Source organism: Enterobacter sp. 4974935 (assembly GCF_058661735.1).
Genome location: NZ_JBZWGT010000003.1, coordinates 1,950,269 through 1,971,538, shown reverse-complemented (window position 1 = coordinate 1,971,538; position 21,270 = coordinate 1,950,269). Strand labels below are relative to the sequence as shown.

Annotated in this window: 27 protein-coding genes and 8 pseudogenes; 8 read left to right on the top strand and 27 right to left on the bottom strand. The window is 47.2% G+C overall.

Annotated elements, in window-relative coordinates; translation table 11 throughout:
* The first annotated feature begins 19 nt into the window (after positions 1-19).
* Positions 20-1,147: a porin OmpC gene (ompC, locus tag AC4OVS_RS10685; RefSeq protein WP_022648258.1), complete on the top strand. Its 1,128-nt coding sequence runs from the start codon at positions 20-22 to the stop codon at positions 1,145-1,147.
* A gap of 33 nt (positions 1,148-1,180) precedes the next feature.
* On the opposite strand, the gene AC4OVS_RS10680 is transcribed toward ompC, so the two are convergent.
* The 3 genes from AC4OVS_RS10680 to AC4OVS_RS10670 form a co-directional block, all read right to left on the bottom strand.
* On the bottom strand, positions 1,181-1,603 hold the full coding sequence (locus tag AC4OVS_RS10680; protein ID WP_058646477.1) for a GFA family protein: 423 nt from the start codon (positions 1,601-1,603) through the stop codon (positions 1,181-1,183).
* Between the two features lie 3 nt (positions 1,604-1,606).
* Positions 1,607-1,804 (bottom strand): hypothetical protein, encoded by a 198-nt coding sequence (locus AC4OVS_RS10675; protein WP_022648260.1) that lies wholly within the window; start codon positions 1,802-1,804, stop codon positions 1,607-1,609.
* A 205-nt stretch (positions 1,805-2,009) separates the two neighbouring features.
* Positions 2,010-2,141 carry a hypothetical protein gene (locus tag AC4OVS_RS10670; RefSeq protein WP_255248590.1) on the bottom strand — a complete coding sequence of 44 codons (132 nt, stop codon included), beginning with the start codon at positions 2,139-2,141 and terminating at the stop codon, positions 2,010-2,012.
* Positions 2,142-2,222: 81 nt separating this feature from the next.
* On the opposite strand from AC4OVS_RS10670, the pseudogene AC4OVS_RS10665 reads away from it, so the two are divergent.
* Both AC4OVS_RS10665 and AC4OVS_RS10660 read left to right on the top strand, forming a co-directional pair.
* A pseudogene (locus AC4OVS_RS10665) lies at positions 2,223-2,408 on the top strand (tyrosine-type recombinase/integrase); the annotation flags it as partial.
* Between the two features lie 417 nt (positions 2,409-2,825).
* The gene (locus AC4OVS_RS10660; protein WP_462825273.1) at positions 2,826-3,503 is read left to right on the top strand and encodes an SOS response-associated peptidase; all 678 of its coding nucleotides are present in this window, start codon (positions 2,826-2,828) and stop codon (positions 3,501-3,503) included.
* 224 nt (positions 3,504-3,727) lie between these two features.
* On the opposite strand, the gene AC4OVS_RS10655 is transcribed toward AC4OVS_RS10660, so the two are convergent.
* The 4 genes and pseudogenes from AC4OVS_RS10655 to AC4OVS_RS10640 all read right to left on the bottom strand — a co-directional run.
* The gene (locus AC4OVS_RS10655; protein WP_462825272.1) at positions 3,728-4,531 is read right to left on the bottom strand and encodes a hypothetical protein; all 804 of its coding nucleotides are present in this window, start codon (positions 4,529-4,531) and stop codon (positions 3,728-3,730) included.
* Between the two features lie 198 nt (positions 4,532-4,729).
* Positions 4,730-5,838 (bottom strand): annotated as a pseudogene (gene umuC / locus AC4OVS_RS10650) (translesion error-prone DNA polymerase V subunit UmuC).
* Positions 5,839-5,840: 2 nt separating this feature from the next.
* Positions 5,841-6,260: a translesion error-prone DNA polymerase V autoproteolytic subunit gene (locus AC4OVS_RS10645; RefSeq protein ID WP_324286485.1), complete on the bottom strand. Its 420-nt coding sequence runs from the start codon at positions 6,258-6,260 to the stop codon at positions 5,841-5,843.
* Between the two features lie 173 nt (positions 6,261-6,433).
* A pseudogene (locus tag AC4OVS_RS10640) lies at positions 6,434-6,642 on the bottom strand (helix-turn-helix domain-containing protein); the annotation flags it as partial.
* Between the two features lie 336 nt (positions 6,643-6,978).
* On the opposite strand from AC4OVS_RS10640, the gene AC4OVS_RS10635 reads away from it, so the two are divergent.
* Positions 6,979-8,391, top strand: coding sequence for a protein kinase domain-containing protein (locus AC4OVS_RS10635; protein WP_324286486.1), 1,413 nt, complete (start codon positions 6,979-6,981; stop codon positions 8,389-8,391).
* A gap of 163 nt (positions 8,392-8,554) precedes the next feature.
* Here the strand turns inward: AC4OVS_RS10635 and AC4OVS_RS10630 are convergent, their stop codons facing one another.
* The 6 genes and pseudogenes from AC4OVS_RS10630 to AC4OVS_RS10605 all read right to left on the bottom strand — a co-directional run.
* Entirely contained in the window at positions 8,555-9,388 is an 834-nt protein-coding gene (locus AC4OVS_RS10630; RefSeq protein ID WP_462825268.1) for a tail fiber domain-containing protein, read from the bottom strand.
* 1 nt (position 9,389) lies between these two features.
* A pseudogene (locus AC4OVS_RS10625) lies at positions 9,390-9,722 on the bottom strand (terminase large subunit domain-containing protein); the annotation flags it as partial.
* A pseudogene (locus AC4OVS_RS10620) lies at positions 9,700-10,688 on the bottom strand (terminase small subunit). The pseudogenes AC4OVS_RS10625 and AC4OVS_RS10620, both read right to left, overlap by 23 nt.
* Positions 10,689-10,756: 68 nt before the next feature.
* Complete coding sequence (locus tag AC4OVS_RS10615; protein WP_014832159.1) at positions 10,757-10,960, bottom strand: hypothetical protein; 204 nt, start codon at positions 10,958-10,960, stop codon at positions 10,757-10,759.
* Positions 10,961-11,018: 58 nt separating this feature from the next.
* Positions 11,019-11,264: a hypothetical protein gene (locus tag AC4OVS_RS10610; protein ID WP_324286489.1), complete on the bottom strand. Its 246-nt coding sequence runs from the start codon at positions 11,262-11,264 to the stop codon at positions 11,019-11,021.
* Between the two features lie 317 nt (positions 11,265-11,581).
* Positions 11,582-11,815, bottom strand: a pseudogene (locus AC4OVS_RS10605) (terminase small subunit); the annotation flags it as partial.
* Positions 11,816-11,839: 24 nt separating this feature from the next.
* Between AC4OVS_RS10605 and AC4OVS_RS10600 the strand changes: the two are divergent.
* Positions 11,840-12,358 (top strand): DUF2441 domain-containing protein, encoded by a 519-nt coding sequence (locus AC4OVS_RS10600; RefSeq protein WP_462825266.1) that lies wholly within the window; start codon positions 11,840-11,842, stop codon positions 12,356-12,358.
* 11 nt (positions 12,359-12,369) lie between these two features.
* Here the strand turns inward: AC4OVS_RS10600 and AC4OVS_RS10595 are convergent, their stop codons facing one another.
* Positions 12,370-12,618: a hypothetical protein gene (locus tag AC4OVS_RS10595; RefSeq protein ID WP_324286491.1), complete on the bottom strand. Its 249-nt coding sequence runs from the start codon at positions 12,616-12,618 to the stop codon at positions 12,370-12,372.
* A gap of 78 nt (positions 12,619-12,696) precedes the next feature.
* On the opposite strand from AC4OVS_RS10595, the gene AC4OVS_RS10590 reads away from it, so the two are divergent.
* Entirely contained in the window at positions 12,697-13,182 is a 486-nt protein-coding gene (locus AC4OVS_RS10590) for a hypothetical protein (RefSeq protein WP_284955632.1), read from the top strand.
* A gap of 79 nt (positions 13,183-13,261) precedes the next feature.
* Here the strand turns inward: AC4OVS_RS10590 and AC4OVS_RS10585 are convergent, their stop codons facing one another.
* The 9 genes from AC4OVS_RS10585 to AC4OVS_RS10545 all read right to left on the bottom strand — a co-directional run bounded on the left by AC4OVS_RS10585 (position 13,262) and on the right by AC4OVS_RS10545 (position 17,744).
* Positions 13,262-13,480: a hypothetical protein gene (locus AC4OVS_RS10585; protein WP_284955633.1), complete on the bottom strand. Its 219-nt coding sequence runs from the start codon at positions 13,478-13,480 to the stop codon at positions 13,262-13,264.
* Positions 13,481-13,572: 92 nt separating this feature from the next.
* Positions 13,573-14,100 (bottom strand): hypothetical protein, encoded by a 528-nt coding sequence (locus AC4OVS_RS10580; RefSeq protein ID WP_324286494.1) that lies wholly within the window; start codon positions 14,098-14,100, stop codon positions 13,573-13,575.
* Between the two features lie 40 nt (positions 14,101-14,140).
* Entirely contained in the window at positions 14,141-14,602 is a 462-nt protein-coding gene (locus tag AC4OVS_RS10575; RefSeq protein ID WP_324286495.1) for a lysis protein, read from the bottom strand.
* A complete protein-coding gene (locus AC4OVS_RS10570; protein ID WP_284955636.1) occupies positions 14,599-15,093 on the bottom strand; it encodes a lysozyme in 495 nt (164 codons plus the stop codon). Before AC4OVS_RS10570 ends, AC4OVS_RS10575 begins: the two co-directional genes overlap by 4 nt.
* Positions 15,071-15,295 (bottom strand): class II holin family protein, encoded by a 225-nt coding sequence (locus tag AC4OVS_RS10565; protein WP_001752682.1) that lies wholly within the window; start codon positions 15,293-15,295, stop codon positions 15,071-15,073. Before AC4OVS_RS10565 ends, AC4OVS_RS10570 begins: the two co-directional genes overlap by 23 nt.
* A 408-nt stretch (positions 15,296-15,703) precedes the next feature.
* Positions 15,704-16,393 carry a bacteriophage antitermination protein Q gene (locus tag AC4OVS_RS10560; RefSeq protein WP_324286496.1) on the bottom strand — a complete coding sequence of 230 codons (690 nt, stop codon included), beginning with the start codon at positions 16,391-16,393 and terminating at the stop codon, positions 15,704-15,706.
* A 109-nt stretch (positions 16,394-16,502) separates the two neighbouring features.
* Positions 16,503-17,147, bottom strand: coding sequence for a recombination protein NinG (locus AC4OVS_RS10555; protein ID WP_491922385.1), 645 nt, complete (start codon positions 17,145-17,147; stop codon positions 16,503-16,505).
* The gene (locus tag AC4OVS_RS10550) at positions 17,140-17,310 is read right to left on the bottom strand and encodes a NinE family protein (protein WP_462825264.1); all 171 of its coding nucleotides are present in this window, start codon (positions 17,308-17,310) and stop codon (positions 17,140-17,142) included. The genes AC4OVS_RS10555 and AC4OVS_RS10550 overlap by 8 nt, the downstream gene beginning before the upstream one ends.
* On the bottom strand, positions 17,307-17,744 hold the full coding sequence (locus tag AC4OVS_RS10545; protein ID WP_491922384.1) for a recombination protein NinB: 438 nt from the start codon (positions 17,742-17,744) through the stop codon (positions 17,307-17,309). Before AC4OVS_RS10545 ends, AC4OVS_RS10550 begins: the two co-directional genes overlap by 4 nt.
* A gap of 227 nt (positions 17,745-17,971) precedes the next feature.
* Between AC4OVS_RS10545 and AC4OVS_RS10540 the strand changes: the two genes are divergently transcribed.
* Positions 17,972-18,283, top strand: coding sequence for a hypothetical protein (locus AC4OVS_RS10540; protein WP_215771964.1), 312 nt, complete (start codon positions 17,972-17,974; stop codon positions 18,281-18,283).
* Between the two features lie 43 nt (positions 18,284-18,326).
* Here the strand turns inward: AC4OVS_RS10540 and AC4OVS_RS10535 are convergent, their stop codons facing one another.
* Positions 18,327-18,650 (bottom strand): hypothetical protein, encoded by a 324-nt coding sequence (locus AC4OVS_RS10535; RefSeq protein ID WP_491922383.1) that lies wholly within the window; start codon positions 18,648-18,650, stop codon positions 18,327-18,329.
* Between the two features lie 109 nt (positions 18,651-18,759).
* Between AC4OVS_RS10535 and AC4OVS_RS10530 the strand changes: the two genes are divergently transcribed.
* Positions 18,760-19,710 (top strand): hypothetical protein, encoded by a 951-nt coding sequence (locus tag AC4OVS_RS10530; protein ID WP_324286501.1) that lies wholly within the window; start codon positions 18,760-18,762, stop codon positions 19,708-19,710.
* 88 nt (positions 19,711-19,798) lie between these two features.
* Here the strand turns inward: AC4OVS_RS10530 and AC4OVS_RS10525 are convergent.
* The 3 genes and pseudogenes from AC4OVS_RS10525 to AC4OVS_RS10515 form a co-directional block, all read right to left on the bottom strand.
* Positions 19,799-20,088 (bottom strand): annotated as a pseudogene (locus tag AC4OVS_RS10525) (protein ren).
* Between the two features lies 1 nt (position 20,089).
* Entirely contained in the window at positions 20,090-20,779 is a 690-nt protein-coding gene (locus AC4OVS_RS10520; RefSeq protein ID WP_462825262.1) for a replication protein P, read from the bottom strand.
* Positions 20,776-21,249, bottom strand: a pseudogene (locus AC4OVS_RS10515) (phage replication initiator YdaU family protein); the annotation flags it as partial. The gene AC4OVS_RS10520 and the pseudogene AC4OVS_RS10515, both read right to left, overlap by 4 nt.
* Positions 21,250-21,270: the final 21 nt, after the last annotated feature.

Below are 21,270 nucleotides of genomic sequence, written 5' to 3'. Positions count from 1 at the left end.
CTGCAAAGGAATAATCAAAATGCAAAGAAAAGTACTGGCACTGATGATCCCCGCTTTGTTAATGGCTGGAGCCGCTCACGCAGCTGAAATTTATAATAAAGACGGCAATAAACTGGATCTGTATGGCAAAGTAGATGGTCTGCATTATTTCTCTGACGATGCGTCAAAAGATGGCGACCAAACCTATATGCGTCTGGGTTTCAAAGGTGAAACCCAAATCAACGACATGATGACCGGTTACGCGCAGTGGGAATACAACATTCAGGCAAACAACACCGAAGGCTCTGACAATCAGTCCTGGACGCGTCTGGCCTTCGCGGGTGTGAAGGTAGGCGACTACGGATCCTTCGATTACGGCCGTAACTATGGCGTCCTGTACGACGTAGAAGGCTGGACCGATATGCTGCCAGAATTTGGTGGCGACTCTTATACTTATGCCGATAACTTTATGACCGGTCGTGCAAACGGCGTGGCGACCTACCGTAACACCGACTTCTTTGGTCTGGTGCAGGGTCTGAACTTCGCGGTGCAGTATCAGGGTAATAATGAAGGTAATAACTGCGATGAGAATTTCTGCTCTACCAATGAAGGGACCAACAACGGTCGTGATACACGTCATGAAAATGGTGACGGTTACGGTATCTCCGCAACCTACGATTTCGGCATGGGCTTCAGCGCAGGCGCGGCATATGCTTCATCTGACCGTACTAACGATCAGGTAAATTACACTACTGCGGGCGGTGATACTGCGGATGCATGGACCGCAGGCCTCAAATACGATGCCAACAACATTTACCTGGCTGCAATGTATTCCGAAACCCGTAATATGACGCCGTACGGCGACAATGCAGATGCGGTTGCAAATAAAACCCAGAACTTTGAAGTGACCGCACAATATCAGTTCGATTTCGGCCTTCGTCCGGCTGTTTCCTATTTACAGTCCAAAGGTAAAGATCTGGGCAATGGACAGGACGATAAAGACCTGGTGAAATACGCTGACGTCGGTGCTACCTACTATTTCAACAAAAACATGTCCACCTATGTTGATTATAAAATCAACCTGCTGGATGAAGATGATTCATTCTACAAAAACAATGGCATCGGTACGGATGACATCGTAGCGTTAGGTCTGGTTTACCAGTTCTAATCCCGTTAGCCCGCAGCGATCTGCGGGCTAATTTTATCTCTGTTTCGCCTGTTCTTTGCGAAAAGAGAGATAGCCAATTACCCCGCTCTCGCCATCCATAGGGTGATTTATCCCATCCATTACCGCCACTTCCGGGAAGTCGAATGGCGTAACATTTTCCAGACAGGCGACATTCACACCATATTCATTGGGATTGGAACGTCGTTGATGGAACGTGTAAATACCGCAAACCGAGCAGAAGAAATGGCGCGCCGTGCCGGTGTTGAAACGGTACTCTGTGAGCGTGTCCGCGCCCTGCGTCACCTTAATACCCGTCAACGGCGCGGAAACCACTACTGCCCCGCGCATCCTGCAAAACGAGCAGCTACATCGCCGTGCGGTATTCAGGCCGTCCGTCAGCTCAACAGTAAATTTCACCGCCCCACAATGACACTGTGCATGACGAATTTCAGCCATCGCTTATACCCCTTTTCTCACTAACTCAGCCGCTTTCAAAAAGACCTCATCTTCGACACCATCCCCCTTCTGCCTGCCGAGCCTCACCAGCTCATCGACAATACTTTCACGGTTGATGATCTTCTGCGCTGAAACCAGCCCGATAACGGCGGCACCAATCGCCAGCCCAACTAATCCTGTCTGTTCGTCTTTATTTTTCATAGAAGCGCTCCCTTGTTCCCCTCAAAAGCGTAGCAGGAGAACTGTAAAACGTGCTGGAACGCGGGGATGAGGTCGGTGCTTTATCTCACCTTCTCGTCCGGCAAAACAGGGGGGTTCTGAGCGGGTATCGGAATATCGTGAATAGCGTTGCGCATAGCGAGGCCGTAATGGGTTTTAAAACCGCCTTCGTAAAGGCGGCTGGTCATTACTCTGGATCTTTATCGCCTGATTCAGGCGCTGAGCCAGGATCATCTTTCGGTTTTCTTCCATCCTTTTCCGGGTTATCCGGGCTGGGATTATAATCAGGATGGTCTCCATTAACGGGACGGTCAGACATTTTCACCTCCGTTTTTACTGCGTAAGCTGTAAGTGTAGACAACCCGTTAGTCTTAACCAAACTTCTTTGAGGGGCTCATTTGTAAATCGTGCTGGCATTCGGCGCTGCAATCCGTACCATACACGACACACTTTCGCATGCTGGTTTTTACCGGTAGCCGCAAACCCGTCTTTTATCGCTAACCAGATGGGGCACGTAAATGCGCAGATGGTGTATGAAATCTATGCTACATGGATAGAAGAGATGAACACGAAGCTGACGCTTTGAAATCGTTTTCTCACCCTGTGCCCCATTTGAGATCTGAGTAACGAATAGATGCAACAAAATCAAGAGATTAACAAGAAAGAACAGTACAACCTGAATAAGCTACGCTGATTTTGCCTACTCATTGATATCATTTATTTCATCAATTTATTCAAATAGTTATAGTATAATAACATCCCCCTAAAGCTACCCAGAACTACATTTTTCGTGCCCTTTTTTTGCCCCTATTCCCCATTTTTGCCCCCAAATCTGCCCCCAAAACCCCCCTCTTTTGCGTAGCTCCTTCCAGCTTCGTAACACACCGCTTTACGCACTCCATCCTCATCAGCATAAACGTCCCGCATCCGTTTGTAAGACTTAACCAGCGCGCTACTTTTTCTCTCTGCCCTATACTTTCAGTCTGACTGACTGGAGGTTTCTATGTGTGGACGTTTTGCACAAGCCCAAACCCGTGAAGAATATCTGGCTTACCTGGCCGATGAAGCCGATCGTGACATTGCCTATGACCCGGAACCTATTGGCCGGTACAACGTCGCGCCTGGAACCAAGGTTCTGCTGTTGAGCGAACGCGACGAACAACTGCACCTCGATCCGGTGCTCTGGGGTTACGCGCCCGAGTGGTGGGATAAGTCGCCACTGATTAACGCGCGCGTCGAAACCGCGGCCACCAGCCGAATGTTCAAACCTCTTTGGCAGCATGGCCGGGCAATCTGCTTCGCCGATGGTTGGTTCGAATGGAAAAGCGAAGGCGACAAGAAACAACCCTACTTCATTCACCGCACCGACGGCCAGCCGATATTCATGGCTGCGATAGGCAGCACGCCGTTCGAGCGCGGCGATGAAGCAGAAGGTTTTCTGATAGTGACGTCTGCAGCTGATAAAGGCCTAGTTGATATTCACGACCGTCGGCCACTTGTTCTGTCACCAGAAGCGGCGCGCGAATGGATGCGACAGGATATAGGCGGGAAAGAAGCTGAGGAGATAGCCGCCGACGGCGCTGTGCCGGCCGACAAGTTTATCTGGCACGCCGTTACGCGCGCCGTGGGCAATGTTAAGAATCAGGGAGTGAAGTTAATCAAAGCTAACTATTATGAATAGTAAAAAAGATAAAGCACATTCCCCAGTCACCTCTCAACATCATCAATTACCATTTATTTTATTAGATCCAGTATATAGTTAACTAAATCAAAGCAACCAAATAATCATTCCGAATGCTAATCAGGAGTTTTTGGTGATGCTTTGAAAACTTTCATAACCTTAGCTTTGAGTTGAGAATCACAAAAACCTTCCATACCTAAAATTTTTATTAAAGCATCAACCTGTTACTCACTGTGATTCTCAAATGACAAAATATACTCAACATGAGCATTTGAAAGATATCTAGACAAATATTGATAAGGATTCAAACCAGCAGGAATACTTGACATAATCATATTCCACATCATTTTCTGATGTAACCCTTCATGCATTTTTTTATAATTAAAGAATGGTTGCAATATTGGAGAATAAACTTCAATTAAAGCCCCTTTCTGCCACTCATAGTACTGCAGAACCTGCTTCTTGTATTCAGTAAATACTGTGTATAAATCAATAAAATCCCCTCCATCCTCTATGAATTTTTTTGCTTTACTCCCCCAGTCACCCCATTCAAACAACTCCTCTTTGCTCACTACAAAACTGGCAACCATTGTTTTGCTTTGAAAATCGCTTTTAATTACCCAATTGGCCTGAGCCATACGCCAATGAGAACTGAAGTTGCGTAATTTTTGTAAAAAATCGTGCAAACCTGGCGTAGAAAAAAATTTATTACGATGTTCGATAATGTCTTCTAGTGGCCAATTTTTATTGAGAGATCTTGCGATATCAACAACAGTCATCAAAGAAGAAGTGCAATAATATAGATAACGTTTCACTTCACGAACATATTCTTCTGAATTTTTTTCATTTGAACGGTGCCAGAACTCCACACTCTTACTTTTTTCACCAAATTCATTAATTTTGTCTAATAACTCAGCGGTACTTTTAGTAAATACCCAAATCGCATCATCAAGTTCTTTTATACTCCTCCACAGTTTTCCGCCATCGGTATTATCAATCGATTTTTGTACTGTTGTGAAATCAGACATTATTGCCATCTGAATGTCGTAAATTGTCCAAGGATGAGCAATACTGTCAAGATACCCCGCCATCTAAGCTCCGAAGTTATAAAAGTCATAATAAAATCGAATTTAAGGGTATCACAAAATTAAGATATAACCTTGAAAAAAGGTCCTATTTATGTGGTTAATTAGCACATATATGCACGTCGTAGCACTCAAGCAACTCTATCGCACCTTAAGTAGGTCCGTATACCTTGTCGTGTATCGAGGCGAAAGCATTTCTCGCTTCATCCGCCACTGTTGCTGTATACCCTGCCCGGCAAAGTAGAGCGTGCCTTTTCCATCTTTAGCATTCAGGTGATCAAGCACTTCCATCAACCTATCGCTACCTGCCCGCGGTGCGTTTTCGTCGAACAAGTTTAGCTGGGCTACGCCCTGGCTGAAGAAGTCACCCAGCATTACTCCGGCTTTCTGGTACCGGTGTCCGTCTTTCCAGATTTTGTCCAGGCACTTTACCGCGGCGTTGATGATGTCGCGGGAATCCTGGGTGGGGGTAAGAAGCTTCACTGACGCGCTGTTACCGTAATACGGCTCATTAAGCGCGAATGGTGAGGTTTTCACGAACGCAGAGATAAAGCGGCAATACTGATGCTCGCCACGTAGTTTTTCAGCGCCTCGGGCGGCATAAGAGCAAACGGCTTGCCTCATTTGTTCGTATTCAGTGATGCGTTCGCCGAATGACCTGCTGCAGACGATTTCTTGCTTTGCAGGTGCAAACTCTTCTAGATCGAGGCATGGCTCGCCGCGTAACTCCCGGACCGTTCGTTCGAGAACCACGTTAAAGTGCTTACGGACAATCCACGTGCTTTGTTCAGAAAGGTCGAGGGCAGTTTTTATGCCCATGGCGTTCAGCTTCTTGCTGATGCGCCTACCGACGCCCCACACATCCTCTACAGGTACCAGGGCAAGGAGTCGTCGCTGGCGATCGATATTGGACAAATCAACAACTCCCCCCGTCTGCCTCTGCCATTTCTTGGCGGCATGATTTGCTAGCTTAGCGAGGGTTTTCGTCTGCGCGATGCCTACCCCGACAGTCAGGTGCGTTCGCTTCAAAACCGTAGCACGGATCTCTTTGCCGAACTCCGTCAGGTCCCTGCAGTTGCGAACACCAGTCAGGTCGCAAAAAGCTTCGTCGATGCTGTAAATTTCGACGCGAGGGCTCATTTCCAGCCATCATTATTTGAGAGAACAACCACCGGCCTCCCCCTCAAATCAGGTCGAAACACCGTCTCGCATGATGCGTAGAACGAATTCACATCACAGAGCGCAAACATATTCAGCTCGCAGATTTAACTATGAAAGTCACAACACCGAACACGTCGAGCGTATCCTCGCTACCGACAATGATCGGTGAGTAAGCGCTATTCATCGGTATGAGCTGGACGGTAGGGCGTAGCTGCAGGCGTTTAACTGTGAATTCTCCTTCCACGGCGGCAATTACAATGTCACCGTGCACAGCAGTCCTGGAGCTGTCTACCACCAGCAGATCACCATCGCTGATACCGGCTTCGATCATTGAGTCGCCGGCTGCCTTAACGAAATACGTTGAGCTCGGGTGAGCGACAAGTAGCTCATTGAGATCGATTCGCTGTTCAACGTAATCAGCCGCGGGGCTCGGGAAACCACATTGCACTAAGTCGCTGTAAAGTGGGAGAGCAATAATTTCTCGTAGTTCTGCTGGCCTGATGAATTCCATTACACACACCTCAAGATACTGTATTTATATACAGTAGTTTTCTTTTTGAGGATACGCAATATACCGGTTCGCAAGTGGTTGTTCAAAGCTTCACCGCTTCGTTTCTAAGTTTCTCTCTCGATTCGATTTATGAGTTTTGTAAATTTTGCGACTGTAACTCTATGTGAGCAAATTTAAGCCGGTTTTGAAACGTGGAATTTTTTATAAAGGGTACATACTGCCACGTCATAATTATCGCTACCTGCCTCCTGTCCACGCCGTTCGCTATCAGTCTGCCTGCCTGCGCCCATTGCTCCTCGGTAAGTTTCGGACGCCTTCCACCTCTTCGTCCTTTCTCACGAGCAGCCTCCAACCCCGCCCGGGTGCGCTCAACGATCAACTCTCCGCTCTGTGCCAGGAGCGGACGCAGTTATACATATATATCAAGCTACAAACTGCATTAACTACTTACTTTTTGTTTTCACTTTTATTATTAGTAAGGGGAATTAAATTCAATAATATCAATTTGTTATTAGTCTCTTTCAGTTGGTAACAAACGCGTGGAATGGGATAACACTCATGAGCACTGTGCCATAAAATACTGGACAAATGTTAATAAATGGTTGATTGTAATAAAATATTCTCATTATACCTGAATAGGTTGATGAAACAAAACACACCCAAATGTTATTAAAATGTTAATTTTTAATCCCATCAAATCAACAATTGGTAAGATTTTATGATATTCGAAGGAAGATATAAGTGGAACTGTGAAAGTGAATGTATCTTTGCACAAGGTGGAAATAGCTATGTTTATCAAGTTTCAGCTGGCTTTATGGAAGGAGACTATGCTCTTAAACTATATAAAAGTGATGATTTGGAAGGCGAAAGATATAAGCGTTTTTTAAATGAAATCGAGATTGTACAAAGAATCTCAAAAATTGATGGCTGCGTTAAATATGTAGATCATGGGTTACATGGAGGAAAACCATTCTATGTCATGCCATTCTACGAGAATGGAACATTTCGAAGTGAGTTTTTAACTTCAGCGAGCCATAAGCATAATGCGGTTTATATATTAGACTCCTTTTTAAAAGTTCTACAGATTATCAAAAAGCTGCATCAAGATGGACTAGCCGTCAGAGATATTAAGCCTCAAAATATTTTACTTGATCACAATGATGATCCGGTAATTGCTGATTTTGGGTTATCTCTTTGGCTAAATACATGTAATGAAGAACGACTTACACCCCAATATGGAAGTTTAGGTTCTCAAGGATATCGACCACCAGAATGGGCAAGTTCTTATCCAGATCCAAACCATCGACCAGGAGATATTTGGAGTTTAGGCAGAACTCTTTGGGCAATATTTGCAGGAAAAAACCCGCCAAATAATTATGAAACATTGGGCGGAACTGGTACTCATCTAAAACTCTATGCGTCTAAAGAGTATGCTAATTTGGTACAAAGTATTGTTACATCTTGTACAAGTCAAAACCCTAGTAAACGTCCAGATATTTTTGAGCTTATCTCCCAAGTTAGCAACATTCGCGATGAGATAGACAATATTGAAGAAAATCAAAATCAAGTAAAGAGAGGACTAAAAGATTCACTTCGTATATTTGCAACGCAGTTAAAAAGTAGTGAAGTCTACATTGATTCCCAAAGAGAAGAATCTGAAACAAACATAAGATTAAATGAAATAAATGAATGTATGGATATTTTGAATGAAAAATTATCAAGTTTTATTCCAGAATTTGAAATGCTTATTGGAAAAGATATTGGATCATTTAGGGTACTTAATGACAATAGCGAAATGATGTTCTCTCTTAATAATCATGGATTAAAAATAAAATATTCTGAAAATTCTTTTTGGAATAAGTCTGTCTGTCTAAGATTTGATCCTTCCAATATACTAGCGCAGCATAAGAATATGTCCTATATATATATCAAGTTTCACATGGGATTGACAGAAGATAAAGAGTTTTACTGGCTGATAGCCAGTCGGGATCAAACTATTAAGGATGAATATATTGCTGAGCAGTTTGAAACAAAATCTTTGGCAAATATAGTTAACAATAAGTTAAATCAGCTGGAGGATTTTGTTATACAACATTTTATAAATCGCATTGAGCATAACTTCAAAGCCTAACAAGGTACTAATCTCGGATAAATTATTCGCCATGCGCCATATTTTCCAGTAATCATATAGATCATGGCGTATTTTATCGCGCCAGCTTTTCGCTCAAAGCAGACTGTCAGATTTGATAGTGTGCTGCCAGATAAAACTGTCAGGTCAAGTCTGAGCTAATACATTATATCGTGGATTGGGCTTTGAGTTCGGCAAGCTCACTCTCGATACTTTTTACCCGGTTGGCCAGCTCCTTCATGGCCTCAACATAAAGGGCGCTCATCGCACTGTAATCCACCGTTTTGAGATCGTTAATCTCCTCTCCATTCTGCGTTGTGCCGGTGCCGCCTGAACTTACCGCAACAGGAAGAACACGCTCCAGTTCCTGGGCTATGATACCTGCGCTGCGTACCGCCTCCGATTCTGTGAGCTGAATGCCGAACGTGTAGCCCGTCAGTGAGCATATCTTCTCCAGAGCCTCGCTGACGGGCTCTTTGTCGAATTTAACTCGTTCATCTGAGGTCTGATTTACACTAACGCAGGTAAATCTGCCATCAGCTCCGAATGTGAAGCTATAGCCATTTGCCCCACCATTATCATTATTATCAGGTCTTAGGCGCATTGAACCATCCTTGCCAGCATAGATAACCCCGCGAGATGAATTCCCTCCGGCACCGTAAAACCACACGTGGGCGTTCTGCGTATCGCTGGAAGCCCATACGTTTGATGATGTGACAGCTCTCAGTGAGCCGCCTGCGTTAATGCTGCCTGAGGCCGTTATACTGTTCTGGCAGGTGAGAGGGTTTCTAAACTCGAAACTGTCTCCGATGAAAGTGTATTTTCCAGCATAAAACGTGAAATCACCTTTCCCCATCCCTCCATCAGAATTCCCACCGCAAAGAATTCGTGCGTCATAGTCGTTAGTGCCAAGAAAATGAAAATCAATGAAGCTTGCAGAAGAGGCCTTCTTCGCTCCAATTTCGAGGCTTCCGAAGTTAGCAGTATTGCTATCCCCCAAACCGAGGTTTGTGCGAACGTCTTCTGCCTTTGTTGCCCCGGTACCGTCGCCCCTCGTAGAAGTGAACCTCTTTGTTCCCCTCGTTGATTTTGACGCTCAAGCCCCAGTCAAAGGCCACCTCTTCAATCGTCGGGTAGAAGATGTCACGGATTTGCGGGTACGTCGGCGCGAAATAGCCTTGGTTAATCTTCGGGTGCTCCCACATCCCTTTGCAGATGCCGCCACAACCCGCCCACGTTTTACCCGAACCGAACCCGGCAACATAGGCTTTGAATTTGTGCTGCATCGCGAGGAAGCGCGCCTGAGGAATGTTAAGTGTCGGGCTGATCCCCATCGTCTGCCCTCGCATCCACTACGTTGATATTGATCTGCACTGGGGTCGGTTCATCGTCCTCACTATCACCGGCCAGCTCTTTACGGAGTTTCTCGACCTCGAGCTGCCGGCGTTCGATTTCAATTTGCTGCAGGCGCTGGGCGAACTCGCTATCGGCCAGGCCAGTCGCTTCATTACCGCTTCGAACATTCTTTCACGGCTGATGGCTGTAATTTCGACGCCGTTTTTGCCAACCTTCACGCCGGAGTAAGCGAGACGGGAAGCTACCGGAAGTTTGCGCGTATCAGGGAAATAAGGCTGACCGATGCCGTCACCGTTGCAGCGCGGGCATTCTGGGTTTGGTTCTCGGTTGTGGTCGTAGCCATAGCCGCCGGAATCTTCGGGTTCACGTCTGTCACGCTCAACAGCCTCGAATCTTTTCTCTTCAAACTCGACAGCATCCCGCCACTGGAAGTGATGACCAAAGCCCCAACAATAACGACAGGCGCCGCGGCGATATTGTGAAAGCTGGTTTGCATCAAACGTGGCGAGCTGCCACATCTGCGCGAGAACCTCATCGGCACTGCCAAGCGTGCGCACAATGGACGCTTTTTGCTGCTGCGCAATGGCCTGCGCAACGTTAGGATTCGCTATGAGCTGACGACCGTAGTTTGGGTCACTATAGCCAGCACGTGCAGCGGCAGCGGTGGCGTTGTTGTCCTTCAGGTACTCAGCGACAAATAAGCGATGCTGAGCAGTAAGTCCATCATCATCCACCAGCTTATTTGCGCTTTTATCTTTCTGCGCAGTGCGCATTTTTTTCTGCGCAGGTTTTTGCGCAGTTTGCGCAGTAGGTTTTTTGATATATCGACGGGCGGTAGCGTAATTCAGTCCCTGCGCTTCACACCATTCCTTTGGTGATACGCCGGTTGCGGCATGTTCGGACAGTAACCGTTGCTGAAGCTCGCCCCAGTCCGGTTTTGCCATTGCTTACTCCAATAAAAAAGCCACCAGCGGATGCCAGTGGCTCAAAGTATTATGCTTACTGATACGGGCTAGGAGATAAAGTCGTCGCTCCCAAGCCTGTGGGAGCCGTAGCGAGCCTCATAACCATCACCCAACATCCCTGCTTTTGTCTCTGCAACATCTTTCGTCGCATAAACACCTGCAAGGTGCCATGGAGCATTACGAATTACCCCCCAGCCTTTAACCCAGCCGTCATTATCAATATCAGCTTTCAATCCTTCTGCAACAAACATATATGTCTCCTTTGGGTACCCAGAGGCATACTATTAAAAGCAGGCGATGAAATAAATGTTAGCCGTCAAGACTTGCAGTAATACTCAGATGGTGAAGGTCTGGTCGGTTGTGCTCAATAACAATATCACCAGCCCCAGCTTCAACATCATAGCTGTGGCAGTAAGGAGCAGTACACTTACCCGATACGTTGTCTTCAATCAGCACAACCCCTGATTGAATAGCCTTAAAAGTTACATCCGTCCCGTAAACCATCCCGTCTCTCCACTCTTCGAGACGCGTCAGCGTAACAGTTAGCTTTGCCATAATCCCTCCTATGTTGAGCATTATCACAGGCACTCAGTGAATGCCTGCTGTAATGCCAGCCACACTCTCGCAGTGGCCACACTCATGCCCTTGAGTTGCTGACGCTTCATCGCCGCTTATAACCAGTGCGCGTATGGCCTTCGTGCTGCTTTACCGGAGCATGTTCCCTTATTTACCCTCACTTCGGTATGCTATACCTGCTCGCTATTACGCGACTCGGGGCAGCATCATGACTGCTGCACTGCCTTTCGGCGGCGGCCCAACCGCTTTACTACTTCAAATTGACTTCCCCTTCTGGCAGTTCGCCTGCCACGTTTTTGGTCTATCTCAACGAGACGATTTAGGACGTATATCGCATTTATGCCAACCAGATAATTGCGTTGCGCTTTAAGTTCGGCAATTCTGGATTGGATGTCAGGTTTTGACAGGTTTTCGGACGCTGTGCGGTTAGCTGTCTTTGCGCTGTACCCCGCCCGAATAGCCGCTTGCGTGGCGTTTAAATCGATGAGGTACTCGCGACAGAACATCTCTTGTTTGTCAGTGAGCGCCATAAATCCCTCTTAGGAAGTAATCAAATGACAACCTTTTACCGAGTAGACAGAGTTAATAAATATAAAGACGGGGATGTTATCGAACTAACAAAACCTGACTCTATCCCACCCCAGTTTTCGAAAATCATTGATATGATTGCACCTCTAGGGCTGTCTCCGCACGGGCATCGATACTTTGCAGCGCCAGTTCCAGCAGGGCATAAGAATGTCGCAATAGACTTTGCTCTTGAGCTATTTCGCCGGTCGTTTCACAACTCACGCCCATCGAGATATGAATGCATATTCGCATGGGACTGTCTTGAAAACGCCCAGCTATTTCGGAAACAGCTACTCACCGAATTCCCAGATGCCACTATTTACAGGGTGTCAACTGAAAGCAAAAACATTCATCGCGGTGACATGTCTATTCTTTCAAACGACAAAACAAATTTGGTTTATGCCGAAATACTTAATATGTATTGGGAGGGGAGGACATATCAGGAAAAACCTTTTTGGGAATTTCTTTTGCCACTACCCGTTACAATCCACGAGATAATCAAATGAAGCTCTATCTTTCAGCCATTCGCTCCTGCAGGAATGACTGTCAGAACCATCACGGTTGATTTGATGATTAGACCCTGAGAGCCAGTAACAATGACTGCATAGCTCCCCGCATCAGCCAGTTCGGCAGTGAAATGGATGGTCGGCTCTACGGCTGAGAGGAGGTGTCCGTTTTTGTACCAGTCGTACGTGTAAGGCTGCCAGTTGTCGGAGTCGATGAATTTAACTGGCGGGTATGGCCTGCGCTCGTCATCGTTTTGCATTTCCACTCCGTTGCGCCAAAGATTGGGCGGATGTATCGTTGTAAAAAATGTGAATCACCGACAAGCAACGAGGCTTACATGGGAACATCATTCTGGTTAACAGTTGGAACCAGCGCACTGATCGGTGCGTGTTTAACAGGACTTTGGAATATTGTAAAAGATATTCTTTCACGAAGAGCTGAGGCCAAAGCTCTTGAGAACGGATTAATCGCTGAAGTTAAAACACTCTCCCATCTGTTACAGGTTCGGCGATATAAAAAGACGCTGGAAGATACGCTACAAGAAATGATTGCTAACAATCAGGATACTGTTGAGTTTAGCGTTTTTATCCATGACAATTTCAATCCTGTTTACAGAGCTAACGTTCAAAAAATTGGCATGCTAGACAATGGTTTAGTAGAGTATATTGTTAAGTATCATGCTTACCTGTTTGCCTTGGTATGTGACTTACATGAAAAGTCGATTTTGTCAAAGGATGGTTATACTCAAGATGCATTAAAAGAGATGGTGCAAATTTTAAATGATGCTGAGGCTATATCAGAGAAGATTGCAAATTATAAATAGTTTTTTTAACCATTCGTCACTTCTGCTGCTCCGGACAGGTACGCTATTCTGATCGCCACCAGTCCGGGTTGCTCATTCGTTACTCCGTTGTTTGTTCTGATGGCTGTTCGGTCTGCTCTTCCGGTACTGGCGTGAACTGTACGCGCTTCACATCGGCCGGAGCAAAATACAGCCACTCTCCCGTTTCGGTCGCCAGCGGTACAAATCCGTTAACCAATTCAGGCTGACGTCGTGACATCTTGCCCGTGAAGGTTTCGCCTGTTTGGGTGGTTAGCGTGATTTGGTAGATGTCGGACATTGAGGCCTCTTTATCCGCTTGTTGTGATATTGCCATTACGATGAGACTACCCATGGTGATCGCAATAAAAAACCGCCCGTAGGCGGTTATGGTTATAAAACTTTTAATTTATCATTTAACGACTCAAGAATAACAGAAAGAGGATAGGTTTCTCCCCCCCTCATAATGTAAGGCCGAAACTCCCTTTGAAATTTACTCCATAGATGCTCGACTTCTGTTTCTGCCAATAGATGCTCACACATAATCCACGCTTTCATCGACTCATTGAAAGCCTTTTGGAGAGCTATTTTATTGATATAAATTTGAGCATCATCATCAGCCCGATTTGCCAACTCTGGCGAAACATTTAACCTTGCTCGAGCCTGATTGACCTGAATATATGACCAACTTCTGGGCATATTCCCAAGAGAATAACTCAATTCAAGGATAGACCGCTTAAATTCCATTTTAAGCTTTAACATCTCCTGCTGACGCCAGGTATCCAATGCACCGAAAGCCATACCCAATGTACCCAAGGAAATCAAAACACTGAATATGGTGGCAGCCATTGTCCACCACGCCCAATGTGCAGAATCCTTCGCTGCCAACATGGCCTCTAAAGCAATTTGTTTATCTTCCATAATCACCTCAAAATTTTCGAGATGATTTTACTTTATCCCATCAATTCAAGCACTGATCTTTGATGTAGTCCTGCAAATAGCCGACCTGCTTTGTCACTGTGACGATTCGCTCTCTGAGGGTGAAATAATCCCGTTCAGCGGAGTCAGTAAGTCGGGGGCCGGTAGCATCGCCCATGCCGCTGGCGCCGGTCGTTCCGTTCGCGGGACATCTGGCGTTGACGTGCAGCCCACACTTACCAGAGTTAACGCAACGCTGCAGAACTTCAAGCTGAGATTTCGCATCAGCTAATTCCTTCGTGTATTTGGCATCCAGCGCAGCGACATCTCGCTGGCGAGTCTGCATGTCTTTGATGGTGGCGTTCGCCAGGGTCAGTTGTTCGGTAGCTTTATCGCGCTGGTCTTTGTAGGTGATTGCGTTGTCGCGGTAGTGGTTAATCGCCCAGGCCATGCAAACCAGCAGGCAGATAATGACAGCGCAGATGATTGCTGTTAAACGGCTCATTTCTGACCCCACTCGCAAACTTCACGCTCAATCTCGCGTCGGGTGATCAGCCCCTTCCACTGCTTGCTACCGGCATATGTCCAGCGCTGCAGTTCTTTGCATGCACCCAGAACGTCGCCGGAATTTAACTTTTTCAGCAGCGTCGATCTGCTAAACGCTCCAGCTCCCACGTTGTAGGTGAAAGAGTAAAGTGCGGCACGAGTGGTTTCGGGAACATGGACCTTTATTAGCGGGTCGATAGCTGAAGCAACCTTGCGCAAGTCGGATTGCAGCAAAGCGTCACATTCTTTATCGGTGTAGCGGTGACCGCGGCGAATGTCGGCACCGGTGTGCCCATCACAAACGGTCCAGACGCCGACCACATCCTGATAGGCGTAATAGCGACGCCCTTCCAGCCCATCAGCATTGCCCAGCATTATTGCTGCAATGGTGATTGCTCCGGATCCGCCAACAATGGCACCCACCAGCTTATTCCTGAGTGTCGGGTTCATCTCGGCTCCTGCTGCGGCGGTTGTCTTCGCGGATCTTGAAATAGAGATTCGTCAGATACGTCAGTACGGCAATGATGATACCCACCAGCACGCCGATAGCGTTCCATTGCTCGGGGCTGTAGGCATTAAGCATGCCGTTTAGGATGCTCCCGGCTGAAGCGCCATAGGCAGCACCAGTGGTTATTTTTTCCATGCGATACATGCTCTCACCTCGCGTAGTTAGCGGGTGCTGTGTGTTTAAAAGGGATCAGGCCCTCGGGACGATTTAACAAGTAGGCGTGTCGTTGATGGTTCCCGGAGCCTGAATTAAAAAAGGCCCACATAAGTGAGCCTTTGAATAAAGTTTCTTCACATCCCTGCCGATACACTCCTAAAAGGAGATAAAAATGGGCAGACGTAGACGTGGCAGGTACAGAATTAATAAGAATCCGGACATAGTGGATCGAATTATTCACATGATTATCGATATCGCTATATTCGTCTTCTTGGTAAAGCTTGGGATATCTCTTTTGTTCAAATAAAAAGCCCCGCGCGATGGCGAGGCTCTTAATTCTTTGTCGAGCTACGAAGCTATGGCGAAGATATCAGATTTACATGAAATATATGCGTTTCAGTTCGGTTTTGCAAGACTTACGTGCGAATTTGTCGCCTTTTGTTGTGAACGCGATCGCTTTACAGAGATAAGCGCACCGCTATCGAGTCGGTTAAAGCTGTTGCGCATTGCCTGCCAGTGATGAAGATACGTCTCTGTCCAGGTGGATTTCGCCACGCCCACCAGTGCCGCCAGCGCCTGATATTCGTACGTCTCACGCCCTGACAGCTCCGATTTGACGTCCTGCGCCGCCAGCCAGATAAGCTTCTTCAGGCGCTCCATCGTCTTGCCCGCCACCTTCTTCGCGCCGAGCTGCTCTCGGAACTCAGCCCATGCCCACTGGGTGATCGCCACCTGATACTCAAAGCGGGTGTTCTCGCTGTAGTTCCACAGCAGCCATGATTTCTGGTGCCCTTCCAGTGACAGGACAGCGCGGCGCCATGATGCTGTGCCGAACTCCACCGGGCCAACCAGTGCGATGGATGAGCCCTTGGCGCGGGACTGACTGCCACTCATCGGCGGGCCGTCCGGGTTGACCATACGCTGCTTATCCTTGTCGAATACCTTCTTTCGGCCCCGGCTGCGCGCCGTCGCGGTGAATTGCGCGTTCTCGGCGAAAGCTACCAGCTGCCCTTTCGTCGCCCCGCTCAGGTCTGCGGTCGCCACAATGAGCTGCTGACGTACGTATTCCAATTGCTGATTGTTCATGCGGCTTCCTTATGTGGCTGATTGGTTTTGGTCTGGCAGTGCTTTGCTACTGGTGGCATGTTGGCGCGCTTAACGCTTTCTGCCTGGTACAGGAGGAAGTCTGTAAGGTTCATGCGGCCTCCTGTCGGCGGGCCCGGCGTTTTTCCAGTGCGCGGGCTTTACGTGTGAAAATGGATTTGATGCGCTGAAGGTATGGGATATCGAACAGGCGCGGCTCGTTGTCTGATTCAAGACGTTCGACGCGCTCCAAGCCAATACGCTCAATCAGCCGAATACGATACTCGACGGCATTACCGCTCAATTGACGATTGCACCGGGTGCACGCTGAGTGGACGTTAAACACGTTGAATTTGAGGTGTGATGCAGCGCCGCGGGAACGGTAATGGCTGGCATCAATGGCGCTGCCAGTCAGGTAATTGCTTTTGCCGATGAGTGGATTGCCGCAACTGACGCATTCTTTCCCCTCGTCCCGGATCCGGATATAGCGATTGAAGGCCGATTGGGCCTCTTTGTCCCACTGGGCTTTAGTCTTGAATGACTCGCGCTTGGCCTTGCGGCGCTGGCGGCCTGCCTTCTCTTCGGTGCGCTGACGTTGCGCTTCCTTCTGCTTGGCGGCTTCACGGGCTTTTGCGGTCTGTTCTTTGCCGATCGCGCTGGCGCATTCGACGCTGCAAACAACTTGCCCTTCGAGTACCGGGTGGAACCACTGGCGACAAGCTTTATGGGCGCACTTGCGGCGCGGTAACTTAGCCATGCGCCCTCCGTGCCGCGAGACGCAGCCATTTCTGATCCACCAGGCGGGCGGTGTAGTCCTTGAAAGTCGGGATGTCGGACGGCTTAACCGCAGGCTTACGCTGGCGGCGCGCCGGAACGCGGAAGATTTCGTTTGTGATGACGCGTGCGAGAGGGTTATTCATGCAAGCCTCCCAAAGTAATCGCCACGATAACGGACATCGCGAAGCTGTATGTTCTGGCTGACGGCGAAAGCCTGGGTGTACTCAATTAGACTGTTCATCCGCTTGATTCCCATCAATGAGGTGCTTTCGCGAATTGCCACCAACTCTCCCTCAAGCCCGGCAATAACCTTCCCCTGCCCGCCAGTGGCAATGGAGTGACCGGAAACCAGAATTGATTTCCATGACGAAAGTGACCACGCAAAGCCAGCCCACTGGATGCGATGCTTTGCCAGGTCGCCGCAAAGCGCGTGGAATAGTGAATTCTGAGGAAGGGTGCGCTTAGGATCAGCATAATTCACCACAAGGGGGAAATCTGCGTTTACAGGCTGCTTGTTGATGTAGTCGATGAGGTTGCGGCGACCCTGCTCGTCGCGGAGGTAGAATTTTATACTCATACGCAACCTCCGAGAGGTAACGCAGAATGCAGAAAATCGCAGGTGCATTTCTGCATCTGTGACAAGGTGAGGAGTTCAGATTGTGGTCGCATTTAAGTCCCCTTAAATGCGCAGAAGTCACCGGAGTTGTTCAGACTCCGATAACATTATTTTGGCTGCTTGATTCTTGAAAATCAAAGAGTAGATTGATGTGTTGGAATATATAAAAACTGTAAAAAGGAGTTCGCATGGCTAAATATACAGTAAATTCGTTTTCTGTATCAACGGGGGTTACGCCAAATGGCTTTACCAGAGTGTATCTGGATGTAAACCTTACCAATCAAGCAGGAAATCCAAAGATAGCGCAGTACTCTCTATCTGAGGATACCAGGGCAACAACTCAAGGTATCGTCAACATCCTCAATCAGGGGTTCTCATACGCACAGCAAAATTTTGCGAAGGTTGGCATTACAGAGTTTGCCGAGCGAAACTATCTCTTCTTTGACTTGCCATCACAAGGCAAAAGAGAAAATCATCAGTTTACTGGTAAGAAAATTTAATTGCCGTTTACATGAGGCGGCGCAATGCCGCCTCTTCTCTCTATCATATTGGACAGCTTAATTGTTTGTTTGCATCATACTTAGGCGCGGTTTTAATCATCGCAGCCCAGCACAGCTTCGCCCGATGCGCCGCCTGCTGGCATCCACTTATGGATTCGTATTCTTCCCACACCTCCGCATCGCTAAAGCTCTCTTCTGGCTCTGACTCGAACCCATTGACGATCATGTATTCTATCGGCTCTAACGGTACCGGCACCTGCCCATGCGGAATCATCGCTGATGCATCCGACGGTAACCTCCTGATATAGCAGAAGCTATTCGATTTAATTAAAATAGTATCTTCAATCAATGATTTAGGAGATTTCATAGTTATAAAAAGGGAAATGACTTAATAAAGAAAGTGCTTGTTAGTTAATCGATACAGATGTATAAATACGCAGTCAAATTAGTAACTTATGATCACATTAAGAGATGATATGAGCAACGACATTTCAAAAGATTCGGTCCCTACATCACAAAACGAAAAAATCTCATTATTATCAGGAGCAAAACAATTCAAAACCGCCATTTCCGATAGGTTCAACAATCCTATTTTCTTTGCATATCTAACTTCTTGGTGTATTTTTAACTGGGATAGAATTTCCATTCTAATATATTCAAAAAAGAATATAATTGATCGTATTGATTATATAAAGTCAATGCCCAGCAATACTATTTTCATTTATGACATGCCTCACGCCACTACTATCTGGCTTCCATTAGTTTCAACAATTTTCTTAGTTTGCTTGAGTCCTTACATATCCATCGGCCTGGATTTCATACACAAATCAGCCATTAATAAAAAAATAGAAAACAATGAGATTCTAACTCAGACCCAACTGAAAGCGAAATCAGATACAATTGAAGCAGAAGTGATCTATGAAAATAAAAAATTATCCACCGAATTAGAAATAAAAGCTAAGCAAGATGAAAGCAGGGCTAAGAGTATCACAGCCGAAAGAAATATCGAAGACCTTCAGTCAGCCTTTGACACCCTTTCAGCCACGATAGAAAATACGCAAAAAGCTAATGATAGACTAAGCTCTGAAAATGAATCAATCACTCAGAAAATTGAGTCAGCTAGCATTAACTTAACTAAGTTAGAAGATGAAATACTTACAAAGGCTGAAGAACTTGCTAAGCTAAGTGAAAATTTGAAGGATATTCAATCTGTCAGCCAGCGTATTTCAATACTAACTACTGCAAATGACAATCTAAGAAATGAAAGTAAAGACCTTAAATTACTTGTGCATCAACTTTACATGCTCCATATGGGTAATGGAGTCGGTAAAAACGTCAGTGACATTTCCAACACAATGTCCGAAGCTCTAAAAGTCAGTAATGAAGTACTAAACATTAATAATTACAATAGTAATCAACAATCGTGATTTCCAAGTATTATACCGCCGCATTGATCGCGGCGGACACAATATCATTAACAGTTATAAGCATTATTGGCATTAAGAAGCCAAACTTTTAGCCATAAAGCAACAAAATTATCTCCATATTCTGACTGTGGGGCAGTCCTGAAATATTCCGTTGGTGTAGCTGCGCGCGGTACGGCCTGCTCTTCCGGTGTCGCCAGGCGATAAGTCACCGTTCGCTAGACCTTGCTCTAACGCACTATCTTGTCTTGCGGGCCCGCTCGGATCGATGGCGTTCTTCATGATGCAGTTTATGGTCATGCCACACTCTGTGGCCACGTTCTTCGAAGTGAAGGTCCGGTGAGTTTCGAGATAACGCAGAATTGCCTGTTTGCCTTTCATCTCACACCATCCCGTTCGACTTGTTGCGGTTGTACTTCGCCTGGAGCAGCTGGATCGGCGTAGGTCCGTGTTCGGCAACCGGTGCTGCAATCGCCCGGCGCACCGGCGGAACTGGCTTACCCGCGATGACGCGCTTCTCCCACATGTCCAGTAGATCACTCGCCTTGCGCGCCAGCTCACCATGCGTTAACTGGCGCTCTGTGCTGCGGTGACGAAGTTCCACGCAGATGTGGTACATGACCGGCTGCGACCAGGGGAATTGCTCGCTGGAGGTGAATTCGAACGAGCGGTTACGCCAGTCCCAGTACTCGGCGATCACCTGGTCAACAATGATGCCCAACGCGCCGCCACTCTGCTTGCACCAGGCGACGAACTGGCCCGGCGACGGCAGGAATGGGCGATCCTGGCGGCGGGCAATGCGCATACCGGCATCGACCTGAGCCATGGAGTGGATCCCGTTCTCCTGAAACGCCAGCAACCACTGACGGCGGAATTCGTTCAGGTCGTCCTGACTGCGGAAGTTCGCCATGCTGGCCGGGAACGCGGCGCGCAGCTCGTTGAACAGCTTGTTGAATACCTGAGCCACCTGCTCTACCGGCGCACGCTCCTGGTACTGCTCTGGCAGGTTATGGGCCATACGGCTCATCTGCTCGCGGTCGTGGTTACGCATCTGCTCTGCAAGAGATTTCATCGAATCACCCCGTTGGCCCAGTCTGTGTTGTTGAAGTCCAGATCCTGCTTGGCGGCTGGTTTGACAGCGAACTTCGGCTTAAAAAGTCCCTGGTAACCGTTCGCAATACTGGTATTGATCACGTCGACCGGATTGTGTCCGTCTTCCAGGCACTCTTTCAGCAGCTTGAATGCCTTCGTGACGGTCAGCTCTGTTTTGATCGGCTTGCCAGACTGTTTGCGGTAAGCAACCCATTCCTGCCAGGCGGTTTGGTTTAGCCAGTCAGGAACGTAAACACCGAGCGGATCAAACTTGCCCTTCCCCCTTGGGGGATTAGAGCGGGTATTAAGTTTTATATTTGTCTTTGGAAGAATGTCTTTGGTGTTCCCTGTTTTCAGGGATACCTCTCCCTGTTTTTGGGGATGGTTATCCCCGTTTTCAGGGATGGTTTTAGAGGTGATTTTGCTATCCCCGATTTCAGGGATGGTAATAACTTGCGTTACAACTTCAGC